This is a genomic window from Acinetobacter sp. 1124_18A, assembly GCF_052824995.1.
In genome coordinates this window covers 75,121-93,797 of record NZ_VTDF01000002.1, presented here as the reverse complement: position 1 = coordinate 93,797, position 18,677 = coordinate 75,121, and the positions used below count along the sequence as shown (strand labels likewise).

Below are 18,677 nucleotides of genomic sequence, written 5' to 3'. Positions count from 1 at the left end.
ATAAAATCAATACAAGGAAGTTAAAGTGTTTGATCTTGATACTCGGCTTTTACAAATTTTCTTTGAAATTTATAAACATAGCAGTGTGTCTAAAGCTGCTGAACAGCTTGAAATCGGACAACCGACTTTAAGTATTGCGTTAAATAAATTACGTGAGCATTTTCAGGACCCACTTTTTGTTCGTATTGAAAATAAGATGCAACCTACTGAGTTATCTAAACAAATATATCCGCTGGTTGTAGAAATTCTGAACCGACTAAAACTGGTTCAAAACTACAATATTGAATTTGATCCACAGACTTCAAATTATCAATTTAAAATCAGCATGACTGATATTAGCCATCTGGTTTTATTACCTAAACTGATCAATTATTTACGTGCCCATGCCCCCAATATTCGCCTAGAAATTGTCCCCATTGATGCCAATACACCAGTGATGATGTCAAATGGAGACATTGATTTAGCAATTGGTTTTTTGCCTCAACTTGAAGCAGGTTTTTATCAGCAAACACTTTTCCAGCAACGTTATATTTGTATTGCCAGTAAAGAACACCCGAGGCTTACAGGCACAACGCTTTCAGACCAAGAATTTCGCCAAGAGCTACATGTCGATATTTTTGCAACGGGTGGACATTACGTGCTGGAGCATGAGTTACAAAAACTGGGAGTGAACCGAAATATTCTAGTTCGTTTACCAAGCTATTTAGGGGTTGGCTTGGTTGTTCAAGACACAGACGCGATTGCGACTATTCCTCATTATTTAAGTCAGGTGCTTTTAGTTAGAGGTGGTCTAAAAGTTTTAGAACCCCCTTATCATTTTCCGACTTATAGCGTAAAGCAGCATTGGCATGCACGAGTTCATCAAACGCCAAGCAACCAATGGTTAAGAAGAGTGTGTTTTGAACTTTTTTCTGAATAGAATATTTAAATAGACACCATTAAAAATCTAATAAAAACAAAAAGACTTTGCATAGATGAATAAAATCTCACTACACAAAGTCTTTATAAACTCTTTTTTAATTAGTCTAAATTCATGGCAACCGATCGGGTTGCTTTACGCTTTCGCGTGACAAACAACCCGCAAACAACCACCAGTAAAGTTACGCCTAAAGATAAAGTGGTTTCATAACTATAGGTGGGTGATAAGAACATATAACCTAAAACAGTCATAATCACTAAAATCACAAACCACGTTAACCATGGGAACATCCACATTTTAAAAGATATAGCTGCGCCCTCTTTTTCCCATTTATATCTTAAACGCAATTGTGAAAATGCGATCACAAGGTAAACAAGTAAAGCAATTGAGCCTGTGGTAGAGAGCAAGAATCCGAAGACTTGACCTGGAAACATATAGTTCACCGCACAGCAAATAACACCAACCAAAGTTGATAAAAATACAGCAGAAGTCGGCACACCTGCTCCATTAATTTTTGTCACCACACTCGGTGCTTCGTGGCGTGTACCTAAGGCAAATAACATCCGAGAAGAAGTATAAACTGCGGCATTCATACAGCTTGCAACCGCAATAAAAACGACTGCATCCATAATCAATTTAGTTTCAGGTACATTTAAACTCATTAACACAAATTGAAAGGTCCCGAATTTTTGTAAGTCTGGCGAACGCCAATCGACCAAAGCAACGGCAAGAAAAATCGACACAACAAAGAATAATATAATTCGATAAAGCACTAAATTCGTTGCACGTTTAATTTTTTCTTCTGGATTTTTAGATTCTGCCGCTGCAATAGAAAGAATTTCTATTCCAAAAAATGAAAATGCCGAGATTAAAATGGCTGACAAAACACCGCCCATTCCGTGTGGCATAAAACCACCATTTGAAAATAGGTTGCCAACACCACTCACATTTGTTGCTAAAGGCCACATCCCAAATACAGCCATTGCTCCAATGATAATGAATACTACAATCGCAATGACTTTAATCAGTGCAAACCAAAACTCAAACTCACCAAAACTTTTGGTACTAAAAAAATTGGCTAAGCTGAGTAAAATAATAAAGGCGAACGCATAAATAGCACTGGAAATTTGCGGGAACCAAGCATGCAAAATTTCAGCCCCAGCAATGGCTTCAATGGGAATAACCAGTACCCAAAACCACCAATATAACCATCCGATGGTAAACCCAGCCCAAGGGCCGATTGCTTTACGGGCATATGTAGAAAATGAACCTGTATCAGGTTGTGCTACGGCCATTTCGCCCAGCATGCGCATGACCAGAAAAACTAAAATACTTGTAATTATATAAGCGAGTACGGCGGCTGGGCCTGCTTTTGCAATTGCCGCAGAAGAGCCTACAAATAAACCCGCACCAATAACGCCACCAATACTGATCATGGTGACATGTCGATTAGAAAGTCCTTCACCTAATTTTGTTGTTTTATCATTGTTCATATTCGATTCCTTCAAATTGACAAACTGATTTTAAAACCGTCTTAAAAATGTACTTCTCCAACTTGTACGAAACAAAAAAGGGAAAATCAGAGTTTTCCCTTTTATTCATCAATTTAATGTAGGCATAGCGAACTGTTTGGATTCACGGACTTGCGTCGAAGGCCAACGCTGGGTAATGGTTTTACGGCGTGTATAAAAACGTACACCATCTGGACCATAGGCATATAGATCACCAAACAATGAACGTTTCCATCCACCAAAACTGTGGTATGCAACTGGCACAGGTAATGGCACATTGACCCCGACCATCCCGACTTGAATATTGCTGGTAAAATAGCGTGCTGCTTCGCCATCACGAGTATAAATACACGTTCCATTACCATATTCATGGTCATTAATCAGTTGCATTGCATCTTGCATCGTTTGTACACGAATGACCTGTAAAACAGGGCCAAATATTTCTTGCTGGTAACTTGTCATGTCTGGTAAAACTTGGTCAATTAAAGTCGGCCCAACAAAAAAACCTTTCTCATAACCTGCGGGTTTTGCATCACGACCATCCACAACAATTTTAGCACCTTGTTGCTCGGCACTTTGAATAAAAGCTTGTACTTTGTCTTTATGTGCTTGCGTAATAAGCGGTCCGAAGTCATTACGCTCATCTGCATAGTGACCAAACTTCAATTGCTTCATTTCTTGTTTTAATTTTTCAATCACAACATCTGCAACTTCATCTCCAATGGCAACAGCAACGGACAGTGCCATACAACGTTCGCCAGATGAACCAAAAGCCGCGCCTAACAAGGAAGTCACCACATTATCAATATCTGCATCTGGCATAATAATGGCGTGATTTTTGGCTCCGCCTAATGCTTGACAACGCTTACCACTCGCCGTTGCAGTCCGGTATATATACTCCGCAATAGGCGTTGAACCGACAAAACTAACCGCTTGAATTTTTGGATGAAGCAATAACGCATCAACAGCGTCTTTATCACCATTTACAACATTGAAAACACCATCAGGCAATCCAGCTTGTTTTAATAGTTCAGCTAGAAATAACGCAGCCGACGGCGCTTTTTCTGAAGGCTTTAAAATAAAGCAGTTACCGCAAACAATCGCCATTGGGAACATCCACAACGGAACCATTGCTGGGAAATTAAAAGGAGTAATCCCAGCAACCACACCTAATGGTTGAAATTCGCTCCATGAATCAATATCTGGACCCACATTTTTCGAATATTCACCTTTTAAAAACTCAGGTGCACCACATGCATATTCGACATTTTCGATACCACGTTGTAATTCACCTTTTGCATCGTGACAAATTTTTCCGTGTTCTTCACCAATCAGCTCGCAAAGCTTGTCCGCATTTTCTTCGAGTAATTGCTTAAATTTAAACATCACACGTGCACGTTTAATCACGGGTGTATCACGCCATGCTGGAAAAGCCTGCTCTGCAATTTGAACCACTTGATTCACTAACTCGGCATCTGCAAGTGCAACTTCTTTGGTGATTTCACCTGTCGCAGGGTTATAAACAGGCTGTTTCTTGATGGTTTTAGTTACGAGTCCACCATCAATAAAATGCCCTACTACTTTAACGGTTTGCTGACTTGAATCTGTGTCTGTGTTGGCAATCGCGTTGCTGTCAAAATTCTCTAAAGTGTTCATCTTTATTCCTTGTGTCTATTCATCTTGTCCAATTAAGTTTTAAGTCGATCTGTGTTATTTGACTTGATAAATTGCCTCACCCACGGCATTCATGAGTCGTTGTAACTCTGCCTCTGTGCTATTAAACATTGGGCCAAACTGAAGCGTGTCGCCGCCAAAACGGACATAGAAACCTGCTTTCCAAAGTTGCATACCAATTTCAAAACCACGAATCGTCGCATCGCCATCACGCGGTGCTAATTGCACAGCACCAATAAGCCCACAGTTGCGTATATCCAGAATGTTTGGAGCACCTTTTAACTCATGTAAAAGTTTTTCAAAGCTTGGAGCTAGAGCAGCCGATTGATGGATTAAATTTTTCTTTTCTAAAACATCGAGCGTTGCTAAAGCAGCCGCACAAGCTACTGGATGCGCCGAATAGGTATAACCATGGGTAAATTCAACCGCATGTTCTGGCAAATCTTGCTGCATAAAGGCATCATAAATTTCATGGCTTGCCACCACACCACCAAGTGGAATAGCGCCGTTGGTAATTTGTTTGGCAAAATTTAAAATATCTGGCGTGACATCAAAATATTCTGAAGCTGTCCATTTCCCCATCCGCCCAAAACCAGTAATAACTTCATCGAAAATCAGCAAGATATCGTGTTGATCGCAGATTTCTCTCAAGCGTTTTAAATAGCCAGTCGGTGGCACAATGCATCCTGCCGAACCAGAAACTGGTTCTACAATGACTGCGGCAATATTCGATGCATCATGTAGCTCAATTAACTTAAGCATTTCATTGGCAAGCTCTACACCACCTGTTTCAGCACAGCCTTTGGTAAAACTTAAATCTGGCTGTAGGGTATGCGGTAAATGGTCTACATCCATGAGCTGACCAAACATTTTACGGTTACCGCCGATACCGCCAAGACTTGTCCCTGCTACGTTTACACCATGGTAGCCACGTGCGCGCCCAATCAGCTTGGTTTTGCTTGGTTTGCCTTTAATTCGCCAATAGGCACGAGCCATTTTGATTGCGGTATCGGCAGACTCTGAGCCTGAGTCGGTAAAGAACACATGCTGCAATTTTTCAGGCATGTGCTGAATAATTCGTTCAGCCAATTGAAATGACAATGGATGACCAAACTGAAATGCCGGAGAGTAATCCAACTTTTCCAACTGAGTACTTACGGCTTGCTGAATTTCTGGAAGCGTATGTCCTGCACCACAAGTCCAAAGGCCCGACAAAGAGTCATAGACTTCGCGGCCTGCACTATCAATTAAATAAGATCCTTTAGCACCAACAATCATGCGCGGATCTTTATGAAAATTACGATTTGCAGAAAATGGCATCCAATGCGCTTGATAATTTAAGCTCATCTGAGCATTTGATTGAACGGTTTCCGATGCAGAATCACCATCAGTTAATTTGTCGATATCAAACATAATTACTCTTCTTGTTTTGAGGCTATTTTTTGAGTGTACATAGCGATATAGTTTTGATAAATTCAAATTATCTTGAGTTTAGATTTAAAAAAACAAAATTAAATGAAACCTAAAAAATTAAATCAAGTCACTGATTTTGATATTAAATTACTTAAAATATTTAAAACAGTTTGTGACTGCCATAGTTTTACGTCTGCCGAAAGTATTCTTGGTATTAGCCGCTCTGCGATTAGTTTGCATATGAGCGATTTAGAAAATCGTTTGGGCATTCGACTATGCCAGCGTGGACGCGCAGGGTTTGCATTGACTGATGAAGGACGGGAAATTTTAGAATATATAGAAATGCTCACCGCATCTATCGAAGACTTTCGCTCTAAAGTTAATCAAATGCATAACCGTCTAAAGGGTGAATTTAATATAGGTATTATTAACAACCTTGTGACCATGCCAAGTGGCTACATTACCAATACGCTGGCACAACTCGCCGAAGAACATTCTGAAGTGATCATTAACATTAGTATGAGCACACTTTCAGATATTGAATGCCGTGTGCTAGATAACCGTTTACACGCTGGAGCAATTCCCCTTGTTACCCCTTTGTCTGGTCTAGATTATTTTGATTTATATAGTGAAAGCTCATTTTTGTATTGCGGTAAAAACCATCCACTGTTCAACCAATGTAGCAACCTCAATTTAGATGAGTTAAAAACCTGGCAAGCCGTACTCCCCAATTACGCCATCACTCCAGAAGCAGCGAAGTTGCACCAGCTTTTAGAGTGTAAAGCGACTGCAAGTGACCGTGAAGGAATTGCATTTCTGATTTTAACTGGAAAGTTTTTGGGTTTTTTACCCGATCACTACGCAAAGAAATGGGTTGAAGATGGTTTCATGCAAGCTGTTTCAAAAGAAAAAATGCATTACAGTACCCCAATTTGCTTAATTACTCACAAAGGCAAAAACCACAACATTATTTTAAAAACTTTTATGGAAATGCTTGAGAAGCGAGTCCTTGGGAATTAAAACTTTTTTATATTAATAGAATTTTTTATTAACTAATAAAAGCATAATATAAAAATCACTAGGAATAAGTTACTATTTTATAGGAAAAATCCCATTTAAAATGGGCCATCTTTAATTAGAGTAAGATATATATTAATACATCTACAGTTTCGAAAGTTAAGAGTAAAGGTATTTTGAATGAAGTACTGAAGCAGCATTTAAAATGATGTTCAAAAACATAATAACTTATTCAAAATACCAATTCTAAAATAGATCTAGAGATCGTTAAATTTAAACGATCTCTACGAGTTACAAAATCTCACTCTATGTATTAACTTTGAATACATTTATTTGTTCTATGACATGGTCACAATAAGTGTCTGAATATTCAACTAAATAGTCAGTTTTCAATGCTACACCTTTAATTAAAACAGGTTCCTCTTCATCACTATCACTATCACTATCACTATCACTATCACTATCACTATCTATTAAATAATGCATATCGGCATAAAAGAAAAATTTAAATTTCTCATGAAGCTTACTTAAGCTATCACCAATATAAAATTCTTTAAAAAGTGCACCTTTATAGCCTGGATATAACTGGATGGACTCTAGCTCAGAATTATCTCCATTAAAGACTAATACTACTGAATCCTGCCAATAACAATAGTTAAAGTTATACTGAATTTGAGTGATTTCATTAAATACTCTTTGTTCATAGATCCTCCAGATACTATCAGAATGCATTTCGTTCAGATAATCATTAATAAATAGATGTTCAGTTTGCTCTAAGAAATCAATATAACGCATCCCTAAGCTAAAGCCAGCAGCACCTTTATTTGGATTAATTGGTGCATATAGATCAAGAATTAATTTCATTTCCAAATTTCCCATTTACCATTCTGATATTTCAATTTTTGCCCATTTGGATTTAGATAAATCTGATTTGATGTGATAGTTCTCGGGTTAAAAGCACTTTTTGGATCAATAATTCTAAACTGGGTTCCATCATTCATAACTATTTTATAATACATATCCCCACTTTTGGAATGTTCGCCACCACCAGGATGATATTCAAATTCCTTGATACCCGTTGCACTATTTTTAACACTATAGACTTGGGCTAACCCAGAAGTACCTGATTTAGGAGGTGATAAGGTGAGCACTGCACCATCCATTTCAAATGAATATTTAATATCCTGAATAGTTTTTCCCCATATATTTGCTGGTTGAATTTCCATATTGCGAGGTATATTTGCTAATTTAGCTAAATCTTCTCTCAACCCTAATCTTGCAGTAGCAGATGCTGCTGAAGCTGGGGCAACTGCTCTAATTCCTTTTAAAAGATCATTACCTTTACCAATTGCTTTCCCTGCTCCAGGGATGACGTCTAAAATATTTGTGGGAAATAAAGTTTCATTCAAAGCATATAAGGTACCAAATGTAACCATTTCTGCTTGTGACAATCCACCAGAATCTGCTTTTTTTAATAAATATTCGGCTATTTGAGTTTGGGCATTTTTTAAAGCATTTATGTCACCTTTAGCAATTCCTCTACTAACTGCATCTAACGCTTGTCCACCCTTTTCTCCCATATATCCTTTTGCTTGGTCTAATAGCTCTTTAACTTTCTTTTCGTTAAAAGCATTATTTGTTAGAGCTATATTTGCAGAGTTAGATGCAACATTTACGTCATATCCAGCATAAGCAGCGATAATGCCTGAGGTTAGTTGTCCAACCATTAAGATTTTTTGTTTTTCTTCTTCTGTATACAGCAAACCACTTGAAGGAGGGGTAAAACCTGCAACAATTTCACCAACAGCTCCGCCAATAGCACCAGCTTGGCATTGTCCTTGAATTGCTCCTGCAATACAGCCTGCTAAAGCATGCGCTAACTTATGAGCAATGTAATTAATATCTTCTAGCCCTTTAATATTTTGTGCCATCTGTCCTTGTAATGCACCAGCTAAACCAGATAATAAAGCAACTTTAAGGTTTTCCTCTAAGTCTCCTCCATTAATAGCAGTTTGCACTAATGTAGAACCGACTGAACTTGTGAAGTTGTTTACTAGACGATCTGATAAAATTGTACTGTCAGGTTTTAAATTTAACGCTGTGCTAACTTGACTCATTAATCCAGCTGTCACCACTGCTGTTGCTAGATTTTTAACCGTATCTTTAGAACCAAGGTCTTTTAATGTCTGTGTAACATTTCCTTTATTATTTACTAAACCAATAGAAGCTTGAGTTGCTAGAGAGGTTAAAGCTGCATTAACCATTATTCCTGTGGTGGTATAAGTCGTTACACCCGCTGCTGTAGTAGTTGCTAAAGTCATCCCACCAAATGTTGTAATTGTTCCTCCTCCAGCTGCAGCAGCGGTTGTTGTACCCACTGCTGCTGTGGTCGTTCCTGCACCAGCTGCAGTAGTAGTTCCAATCAATGCTGTTCCTGCTCCATAAGTCAAGACTGCAACAATAATTACAATAATTGCAGCACCAGCACCTGTTAAACCTTGTGACTTATAATCCCAATCTTTTTGAGCAAGAAGTACTTGCTGCCAATCTACATCTTTACGATTAACTAACTCTTTTAAGTAAGCGTTCCCAGGCTGATTTGCCAGTTTTAAAATTTCATCTCTTAATTCAACTTTATTAACATCTTTTTCACTAATTGGAACTTGTACACTTAAACCACCCACAGCTTTAAAAGTAGGTAAAACTGGTCCATTAAAACTTGGTAATAGAGCTGTTTCAGTAATAGAGCCTTTATCCTGCATGGACTGCCAGACTACAGAATTTTTTTCTTTTTTTAGTAACTCTGTAACAGAGGTTTTAGCAGCAATTAACTCCAATGTTCCACCTGTTTTTATTGTTACATCTTTTAAATAATCAAATTCAGTTCCAACTAATCGCGTTCCCCCAACAGATTGCGTTCCGATATAATCTGCTGTTAAGGTTGCAGGTAATTCACTAACTTGAGTACGTGTTGCATTTGTTTTAGACGTGTTATATTTAATACCAGCAAACGATGATTTTTTCGTAATATCTATATCACTACTAGAATTCTCCTCTACTGTATAGAAATTAAGATTACCACCAGAGTTAATCGAAATTTTTCCGCCCTCAGCAGTAAATCGCCCAGAATAAATATCAATATTATTATCTGGGGTTTTAGCATCTATAGATGGATCTAGTTTCTTCGTTTCAATAGAAATATTTTTTCCATAAATATCAACTGATGCCGCATTTGTTTCATTATTTTCAGAAACTGTCGTAATATATTTTTTCTTTAAACCACCCCATGATTTTTTCTTTTCAGTAGTTGTTGAGCGGTCATAACTTTGCTCAATGGCTGCATCAAATAAAATACTTTTATTTGATTCTATTTTCACATCACCATTTTTTGAAGTAATACCTGTAGCTTGTAAAACCAAATTATCATCTTTAGTTTTACCTATAGTTCTGATGTTAACCCCTTTATCACCATTAATAATAGTAGGGCTGACTAATGTTCGGAAACTATAGTTATCATCATTTTCACTGCCTTTATCATAAAAGTCAGTATGGCCATCAATAATAATACTTGCATTTAATATTCTTGGCTGTGGATTAGTATTTGTAGTGGTTGTAGATTTATACTGTTCGGCTAAAACACCACTTGCCTCCAAATTAACTTGGCCCAATTGAGAAGAAATATTTCCTCCACTAACGGATAAACCTTTAGCAGAATTAATATTAATATTTCCTGATTTTGAATTTAATTTAGCTTCAGTATGTTCTGAGCCATTTACTCCTTTAGTTAATAATTCTTTTGATTTTATTTCCGATTGTTTTTCACTCTCAAGTTTAGAAATTAATTTTTCTAAATCTTTAATCTTCTCGCTTCCATTCAAATTTTTATATTTTTTAATCTCTGCTTTATAAGAATTAAGGAAAGGGGTTATTTTATAATCCCCCCATGGCAATCCAGCATATATAGCTTCATTGTTTTCTAATGGTATAACTAAGTAGATACTATCACTACCACCTTCTGTTGAATTTGTTTTTATATAAGCATTTTCATAGAAAAAAATATCACTAACATTTACATTATATAAAATACCAGAACTATATTCTCCATTTGATGCATCAAACACATATGGCATAGCTGCTTCAAGACTATTTTTTATTTTTTTTACGTTATCAATAAGTGTATTTCTCTCCTGAAATTCTTTACTATTAGATAAAATATTTATATTTTTATCAATTTCATTAATATTATTTTCGATATTAAGTATATTTTTTGAATCAGCAGAACTATTTTTTAATGTATTTTTTAGCCCATCAACTAGCACATCATCTTTACTTGAAACGATCTTAATATCTTTTTGTGCTGTTAATTGTGAACCTTGAATATCAACTTTAGCGCCTTCTAAATTGATACCACCATTTGCTGTATCCAACTTAACAACTTGTTCCGATCCATTCCCCGCAGTTCCACCATAACCTTTTAAAGTCAAAGTACCAGTTTTAGAAACAAGTTCAATATCACCTACCGCCTTTAGGCTATAAACTTTTGGGTCAATGGTTAAATTAGAATTGGTTTGAATTGTTAAGTCACCATTCAGGCTATTTAACTTTGTGTCATTCTTAAGTAAATCACTTCCGACTGCATTTAAGTTCAATCCAGTCTGACCTAAAATAAAACCGCCCGCTTCTAATAAAACAGCTCCGCCGGTTAAATTTGTATTTTGTAATACTTGGTTTCCTGTAGCCGTTACAGAGGTCACACCCTTAGATGTCAAGTTTGTTACTTTATCCGCAATCCATTTGGTCGCTGGCGTATACTCAGCATTGCTATAAACTGTACGACCAGAGCTTACCGATAGATGCTGGTCTGATGTAGCATTTACCCCTTGTAACGTCAGTAAATCTTTTGCATAGAGTTCCGTATTACCTTTTGACGTTAATACGCTATCGATAATTGTACTCATACCTGCTCTACTATTGATCGCAAGTTTACCAACCGTAGAGCCTAGATCTGTATTTTGGATTTTAATATCGGATTTATTATTTTCTATCGAAACAGTTTGTCCCTTTAGAACATTATTTACCGTTTTAAATTGGCCCTTATTTCCAGTAACAACTACATCATTATTAGCTTTTAAATTTATTCCATTATTACTTGAAACTAATATATCGCCCTGACTTGCATTAACTTGTATTGATTGTAAGTTAACAGTGCCATCACCAATCGAACCAAGCGTTACCCCTTTTAAACCACTAATAACAGTCTGATCAGTCGTTAGTTCATCTTTATCAGCCGCAGGCATCGCTTTGCTTGTCTGGGTCGAGTTTAAATTTATATTTTTATTCGCGAGTATAGAAATCTTTCCAGCCGAAGATGTGGCCTTTAAGCTATTTGTAGTAACTCCACCAGCAAGTGCGGTTAAATTAATATCACCTTGAGCCTTGAGTGCCTGACTTAAAACAAGATCAGCAATTTCAGAACTCACATCAATATTTTTTTGTGACGTCAGTGCACTATTGAGTGTTATTTGATTGGCATGGAGTTGAATGCTGTCTTTATTGGAAATTTCTTTTGCTGTAACGGTTAAATTATTGGCTGCATCCAGCTGAACCATACCAGTAATAAGTGGAAGCGCCTTGTCAGCATTATTCCAGACCAGATCACGTCCACTGTAGGCTTTAATGTTTTTAACTCTGGTTGCAGCGTTTTCAAGTGAAAATCCAAGATTCTTTAGATTCAGATCTCCTGAACTATAGAGGTTGAGATCTTTACCTGCATAAATTGTTCCCCCTTGGAGATCAATCAAGTTTTGGATATTAGCCGAATTTGCTTGTAGATTGATTGAACCTAATGATGCCTGTATATGGTTCTCTGTAAGTGATAATTTACCGTTACTTAAAACATTTAAATCTTGGGCAGCAATCAGTTTTGCGCCTTTTGCTGCAACCAAGTCTTTTTGTACCTGTATGGTTGCTGTACCACGGTTACTTTTGAGTTCTGATCCAGCGGCAAGATTGATATTCGCTGCATCAATATAGACATCTCCACCTTGTGAGTCATCCATAATGCGGGTATCAGCAGCCAGATTGATATTACCTTTGGCATTAACGATTAAAGGTGAAGAAGCCAAGCTACCATTATTAATAATAATTTCTTTAGCATTTACATTCAGGTTATTACCTGAATCGATATTTAGCATGCTATTACTGTTAATACTGCCTGATGAGTTGATATCGGCAGCTGCATCAGTACCCGTTGTTTGTATGTTCACTAAACCTTGGGTTTTACTGGTCGAACTGATTGTGCCACTGTGTTCAATTTTTCCAGCACTGGTAACCACCAGATTGTTTACTGCCTGAATCGTCCCTGCGTTAGTCACGCCCAAACCTTTTTCAGTTCCCATCAAATAGATATTATTGGCGTACATCCCACCCAAAGCTTTAACATCTACAGCCAATGTCGGTGCAGTTCCTATACCTGTCTTAGCTGTTGTTGACTCTAAATCTGCACTAATATCATTTGCACCAGTAATTACCTGAATATCATTTTTGGCACGAAGCTCTGCACTGATTTCTAATGCACGTGCATAGATGTCTACATAATTTGCATCGTTATTATTTCCGCCCAATCCCAATTTAGAATTGGGGTTCGCTGTAACCGTAATTTTTCCTTGATCAACCGTAAACTGCTTGATACTGCCATCAGCATTTAACTGAGGTTTACCTGTGGTAAAAATTGCCTTATTGGCATTAATAAAGCCACCACCTTTAATGTTGATACCAGACGGGTTAGCAATAATGACATCAGCCATTTGACCAGCAACTTCCAGATTTCCCTCAAAGCGTGAAGCAGTTGCCGAATTTACTTCATTTAAAATAATCCGTGCTTCACCTGTGGCTAAAAATGGGTTGGCAGACACATTGCCTGCTGTTTGAGTAGCAGCGCCTTGACGGCTGTTGTTCAATACAGCACCTTCAGCCAATACGTCAAACTGTTTATAAATATTATGAGATACACCGTTTTTAGGCGTTTGAATATTGACTACAGGAACGACTGTACCTGCTGTGTTCTTACCCGCAGCAATCACTGCCCTGTTCGCAGCATTTGCTGCACTATCCGCTATAATATCAGCATATACTGGTGCTAAAGGCATCCATAAACTCATACTGGCAACCAGTGCTTTCACTTGCCAGAGCTGATGAAATGCCTGAGATTCAGTGTTATTAATGTTGCTCTGGGCACTTGCTTCACTTTGACCAGAAGTCTTGGTTTGGCTTCGTACATTTTCAGCCACAGCCACAAAAATTTGACGTGCTTTGCTATAAATAATGCGATAACTATTCTTGTTCATGAATAAAGTCTTTTCTAAAGTAAATTAATAAGAAAGGTTGATACTAAAACCGGTAACCCAGTCTTTTTTTATGCTGTCAGGTGCAATTAGCCCTCGACCTGTAAAGGCATCCAGATAAAAACTATTTTGATAGGTGCGTAGACCCAAAACACTCCCGAGTAAATAACGCTGACCCGGTATGCTATTACGCCCATTGACCCAGCCCTGATCGACCGCCATATAAAACTGGGTATTTGGAATTGGTGCATTTAAACTGATTTCTTGCTGTACATACTGCCCGTTATCTCCGGAAAGCATGAGCTCACCATCAAAACCCCGCACGCTATAGCGACCACCAATATAGAAGCGGTCATTCGGTACTAAAATTTTCGGTGCATATTGTCCACGCCAGTTAAGGCGATACTGAGCTGGTTTTTCAAGCAAGAGGAATGGCGTACTAAAACGCAAATCGGCGCTCCAAAGCGGAGCACGGGAGTAACCTTCAACAGGAAGATGTTTTCCCTCAACATTGGTAATATTTTCTTCTGGTGCAGTTCGGGCTTCTATCCCCATACCTCGACGGTAATCGATGCTGCCGTCTAATACCGCATTTCCTAAATATTGACGGTGTTGGAACCCTAAATTCCAGCCCGAAGTTTTACGGTGTAATACGTCAATTTCAATATCATTCATAAAGCTTTGGCTTTCTTTATGATAAATCTTCCCGTAAATACTGGTTTTATGTTGTCCACTACGACTAATGACACGAGATAGGTTTAAATTGGCTTGTTGACTGTTACCATCATAAATAACGGGGTATTTAGATTTAGGTGCCACCGTTCCCTGTCTATAATAATAATCATTATAGCTAACACCTAAATCATAGTAGCCAACAGGTAGCTGATAACTAATGAAGTAACTTCGATTTAAACCTTCATGAAAGTCATCTAATGAATGGCCCACGTTTAACGATAAAATATCATTTAAATGAAACGGGTTATTAACACCTACTCCTATATTGCCCATATAGGTACCAGTTTCCTGATTACCCGAGTCATCTACACTTAAATTGAAATTAACTTTTTGTAGTGGTTGAAGTTTGAGTATTAAATCGCTATAGCCTGTTAATTCTTTATCTTGGGCACTTGCTGCGACAATTTGCATGTCTACCGCATAGACACGTTTTATGTTTTCCAGACCCTGATCGAGTCTTTTTAGATTCACAATGTCGCCCGTTTTAAATGGCAACCCAGTCTTAAGCTGTAATGACGAAATTTTCCCTTCTTGAATTATGATTTTATTCAGGCGACCGATTTGCACACTCAGGTTTAAATTACCCTGATTTAAGTCTTGTGGACTTACGACAATCTGACTGGTAATAAAACCTTTTTTTAGAAGTTCGTTTTGAGCGAAATTCACAATGTTATGTAAGCTTTGGGTGCCAATACACTTGCCCAGAATACTCTGCGGATGCTTTTTTATAGCTTTAACCACAAAGTTAAATTGCTGCACGTCAGACTCAGACTGACCACTTAAGGGTACAAGACTAATTTTTTTAACTGCTACGCATGGACTCTCTTTAACAACTAAATGTTTAAAGTCCTGTAATGGCTTGGTACTTTGATAAGGAGTTTGCTGAGCAATTTGGTCTTGTAATTGCTGATTTAGCTCTTTGAGTCGTTGATCTTGCAATACCTGACTCGGTAAAGAAACGTCTTCGATGGCATAGACATATTGGTTAAACCCCGTAAAAAAAATAATAGAAGTAGTTATAAAGCTTTTAATTAACATCTCATATACAGAAAAGTACGTATAATCACATTATTTTACATAAAAAAACATAATATTCAATTTTTCTTTATGTTCAAATAGATTGAAATTTATAAAAATTTAGTAATCACCTACTTCCATCCAGTTTATTTGTATCGAAAATCTGAATTCTTTTAAAAACTTTTATGGAGATGCTTGAGAAGCGAGTCATTGGGAATTAAGAAATTATTTAACAGGTCATATCTTCAGATAAAAAAGAGCACCTAAGTGCTCTCTTGATCTTATTGATTTTTGGATAAGGCAAAATTTATTGCCCTGTCATATGCGTGTTCTTGTAGCTCAGTATATACATAGAAATCCTGTTCTGCCTTGGTAACAGGATTAATGAGTTTCATTGCTTCATAACTATGAGTATTTAAATCATTGGGATCAACATCAAAAGCTTCTAATTGCTGCTCTCTCCACTCACCACTTAGAACACCACCCACACAAAGCCATTTTGTTGAATTGTCTGACATATATAATCCTTATTATTGGAGGTGCTCTTATACCATATCACGACCACATTTAAGTCAGTTTAATTTTTCATCCCAACAAAAGAAAAAGCCCCGTGTTTAGGAGCTTTGTAGCTAAGTTTTTTAGTTCATCTTGGCGACTAAATTTAATGTGCTTTAAATTCAATACATTTTTAAAGCTTTTCCAAAACTGACGGTACCATTGGAGCACTCATCATGCTTTTAGCAGAATGCACATAAACTATCTTTTTAAATATTTACCCAATTTGCATGAAAACCTAAAGGCACTCGTACAGGTAAATCAATAGTAGCTTGGGGTTCTTGCCCAATTTTTTTAGAATCGAGTATTACTACTTTACTTGGCTTTATCCCGTCTAAAGTATGGATATACGAAATTAACCAACCATCACCCTCTTCACTCTCAGATTGTTTTGGTAAAAAAATCACTTCCCCAGTGAAGTAATCATCACCATATGAATGCTTATAGGATTCACCTTTGAGTAAATCATGGACCAATAAATAATTTGCTTTTAAATTAATATTATCTACTGGCTCACCCTCATCTCCAACAGAAATTGAATAAGCAAAGCGATAAGGTTTCCCAACAAAACGTTCATCTAGACGAGGAAATTCTTGAGGAATTTTTGAAATTACTTTCCGTTTTAGAGTTTGAGTACCAAATTGCAAAGTCCATCTTTCAAACTGGATAAGCTGCTTATCTACTGGTCCCTGAATAGAGTCAGTAAAGGTCTTGGTGTGAACACAAGCATCAAAAATGATATCGCCATTTTCAAGATCATATGCATTAAATGAATGAAAAATAATACATGGATCTACATCAAACCATTTTATATCCTGTGCATCACCATTTTTTGGTAAGACACCTATTCGCGCAGGGTGTTTTTCATTCCATGAATAGGGTAATTGCATCCCTTGTAACATTCTCTCGATTGAAAAAGTTACAGGGAAATCCAGAACTAGCATTTTAGTTTTTGTCATACCGCAATCATGCATCATTGGCCCATGCTTAACAGGGATACTGACCCGCTTCTTAACTTGGCCCGATTGATCAATCACCTGATAATAGACTTGCATTGGCAGTAAAACATCATAGCAAATCGCATGTAACTCTCCCGTATCTGGGTCTACATGAGGATGAGCTGTAAAAGGATAATTATCTTTACTGTTGAATAAACCATATTTAAGGCTATTTAATTCATGATCTAAAGCGACTGGAAACGGCCCTGATTCTGTTATTGTCCAGATTTTTCCTGCATGACCAATAATATTCGTATTTGCAACATCAACTGGACCTCGAGGCTCACCTTTTATTTTCTCTCGCCCTAATTTTTTATGTATGTGATGCGTCCCTACATATCGGTTTTTATACCATAATGCTTGACCATCTTTTAACCTTAGACCATGTACCATCCCATCGCCCATAAACCAATTATAGTTTGCAGGGTTTTCAACTTCTAATGGATTTGGACCCATTCTTAAAAAAATGCCATTTAATGAAGATGGTATTTCTCCATGTACAACCAAATCACTTGAAAAAACCTCTTCAGTAACTGGCGCAAAGGGACCTACAAGAAAAGGATTATCTGGGCTATAGGGAACTCGGCTTTGATGGAAACTCAGAAACTTCCCTACTACGGAAGAAACCAGCTTATTGTTAACAATTTCATTACGGATACTTGTCCTGTTCATTCGATTACATCCTACCTGTTGATTAATTTTTTGTATAATTCCAGTATGTATCAACAAATGTATACACTGTATACATAATTAAAACTACACGAGGATGTGTATAGTGTCAACATCGAACACAAATCCAGCTTCTAGCTATCATCATGGTAATTTAAGAGAAGCTTTACTTATTAATGGCTTACAATTATTAGAATCTAGTCAGGGTATTGATTTTAGTATGCGAGAACTGACCCGCATGATTGGTGTATCGCCAAATGCGGTTTACAGACATTTTGCAAATAAGGAAGAACTACTGACAGCTTTAGCTATATATGGATTTGAAGAATTAATAGAAGCTCAGGCGCATGCTATTCATAATGCAACCCACCCCAAAGACGGTTTTTTAAATTCAGGAAAAGAATACATATATTTTGCTATTAAAAATCCATCATTATTTAGACTGATGTATAGCCAGTTTACTGTCGCTCAAGATGATGAAAAATTAAAATCTATGACAAATTTATTCTATACAGGAATGGTATACGCAGCGGCAACAGCATTTGATGCCCCCGTCGATGCTGCCCAGAGTCAAACCATGGCAAGGTTAGCTTGGGGAATGGTTCATGGTCTAAGCTATTTAATTATTGACGGACAATTTAGTCATTTGAGTAATGATGAACTCAATATCATGATCGATAATGTGCTAAAAACAGCGATAGCTGTATCAGGAAACTAGCTGCCTTTAAGTTAAAAAACTATCGATAAAGGATAAGTTAAATTACTACAGTATGTTCATTCAAAAATATTCATTTCTATTTAGTTTAAATAGCTAGATAAATACATT

Annotated in this window: 11 protein-coding genes; 3 read left to right on the top strand and 8 right to left on the bottom strand. The window is 37.2% G+C overall.

Annotated features, from left to right (window positions below; translation table 11 throughout):
• Positions 1–25 precede the first annotated feature (25 nt).
• Positions 26–919, top strand: a complete 894-nt coding sequence (locus tag FY048_RS04935; protein ID WP_013197793.1) for a LysR family transcriptional regulator — start codon at positions 26–28, stop codon at positions 917–919.
• 101 nt (positions 920–1,020) lie between these two features.
• On the opposite strand, the gene FY048_RS04930 is transcribed toward FY048_RS04935, so the two are convergent.
• From FY048_RS04930 to FY048_RS04920, 3 genes are all read right to left on the bottom strand, one after another.
• Positions 1,021–2,412 carry an amino acid permease gene (locus tag FY048_RS04930; protein WP_446090354.1) on the bottom strand — a complete coding sequence of 464 codons (1,392 nt, stop codon included), beginning with the start codon at positions 2,410–2,412 and terminating at the stop codon, positions 1,021–1,023.
• Positions 2,413–2,520: 108 nt separating this feature from the next.
• Positions 2,521–4,086, bottom strand: a complete 1,566-nt coding sequence (locus tag FY048_RS04925; RefSeq protein WP_446090353.1) for a CoA-acylating methylmalonate-semialdehyde dehydrogenase — start codon at positions 4,084–4,086, stop codon at positions 2,521–2,523.
• Between the two features lie 54 nt (positions 4,087–4,140).
• Entirely contained in the window at positions 4,141–5,517 is a 1,377-nt protein-coding gene (locus FY048_RS04920; protein ID WP_446090352.1) for an aminotransferase class III-fold pyridoxal phosphate-dependent enzyme, read from the bottom strand.
• Between the two features lie 102 nt (positions 5,518–5,619).
• Between FY048_RS04920 and FY048_RS04915 the strand changes: the two genes are divergently transcribed.
• Positions 5,620–6,537 (top strand): LysR family transcriptional regulator, encoded by a 918-nt coding sequence (locus FY048_RS04915; protein WP_446090351.1) that lies wholly within the window; start codon positions 5,620–5,622, stop codon positions 6,535–6,537.
• Between the two features lie 303 nt (positions 6,538–6,840).
• Here the strand turns inward: FY048_RS04915 and FY048_RS04910 are convergent, their stop codons facing one another.
• From FY048_RS04910 to FY048_RS04890, 5 genes are all read right to left on the bottom strand, one after another.
• Complete coding sequence (locus tag FY048_RS04910; protein ID WP_446090350.1) at positions 6,841–7,398, bottom strand: hypothetical protein; 558 nt, start codon at positions 7,396–7,398, stop codon at positions 6,841–6,843.
• Positions 7,395–13,880, bottom strand: coding sequence for a two-partner secretion domain-containing protein (locus FY048_RS04905; RefSeq protein ID WP_446090349.1), 6,486 nt, complete (start codon positions 13,878–13,880; stop codon positions 7,395–7,397). Before FY048_RS04905 ends, FY048_RS04910 begins: the two co-directional genes overlap by 4 nt.
• Before the next feature lie 24 nt (positions 13,881–13,904).
• Positions 13,905–15,650, bottom strand: coding sequence for a ShlB/FhaC/HecB family hemolysin secretion/activation protein (locus tag FY048_RS04900; protein WP_446090348.1), 1,746 nt, complete (start codon positions 15,648–15,650; stop codon positions 13,905–13,907).
• Positions 15,651–15,910: 260 nt separating this feature from the next.
• A complete protein-coding gene (locus FY048_RS04895; protein WP_004642900.1) occupies positions 15,911–16,147 on the bottom strand; it encodes a hypothetical protein in 237 nt (78 codons plus the stop codon).
• A gap of 246 nt (positions 16,148–16,393) precedes the next feature.
• On the bottom strand, positions 16,394–17,854 hold the full coding sequence (locus tag FY048_RS04890; RefSeq protein WP_045431727.1) for a carotenoid oxygenase family protein: 1,461 nt from the start codon (positions 17,852–17,854) through the stop codon (positions 16,394–16,396).
• A gap of 103 nt (positions 17,855–17,957) precedes the next feature.
• Here FY048_RS04890 and FY048_RS04885 point away from each other — a divergent pair, with 103 nt between their 5' ends.
• On the top strand, positions 17,958–18,569 hold the full coding sequence (locus FY048_RS04885) for a TetR/AcrR family transcriptional regulator (RefSeq protein WP_151744934.1): 612 nt from the start codon (positions 17,958–17,960) through the stop codon (positions 18,567–18,569).
• Positions 18,570–18,677 lie beyond the last annotated feature (108 nt).

Bases quoted from the DNA above. Each gene is read 5' to 3' on its own strand.
- FY048_RS04895 (WP_004642900.1), bottom strand. From the start codon at position 16,147: ATGTCAGACAATTCAACAAAATGGCTTTGTGTGGGTGGTGTTCTAAGT.
- FY048_RS04915 (WP_446090351.1), top strand. From the start codon at position 5,620: ATGAAACCTAAAAAATTAAATCAAGTCACTGATTTTGATATTAAATTA.
- FY048_RS04900 (WP_446090348.1), bottom strand. From the start codon at position 15,650: ATGTTAATTAAAAGCTTTATAACTACTTCTATTATTTTTTTTACGGGG.
- FY048_RS04930 (WP_446090354.1), bottom strand. From the start codon at position 2,412: ATGAACAATGATAAAACAACAAAATTAGGTGAAGGACTTTCTAATCGA.
- FY048_RS04910 (WP_446090350.1), bottom strand. From the start codon at position 7,398: ATGAAATTAATTCTTGATCTATATGCACCAATTAATCCAAATAAAGGT.
- FY048_RS04890 (WP_045431727.1), bottom strand. From the start codon at position 17,854: ATGAACAGGACAAGTATCCGTAATGAAATTGTTAACAATAAGCTGGTT.
- FY048_RS04925 (WP_446090353.1), bottom strand. From the start codon at position 4,086: ATGAACACTTTAGAGAATTTTGACAGCAACGCGATTGCCAACACAGAC.
- FY048_RS04920 (WP_446090352.1), bottom strand. From the start codon at position 5,517: ATGTTTGATATCGACAAATTAACTGATGGTGATTCTGCATCGGAAACC.
- FY048_RS04905 (WP_446090349.1), bottom strand. From the start codon at position 13,880: ATGAACAAGAATAGTTATCGCATTATTTATAGCAAAGCACGTCAAATT.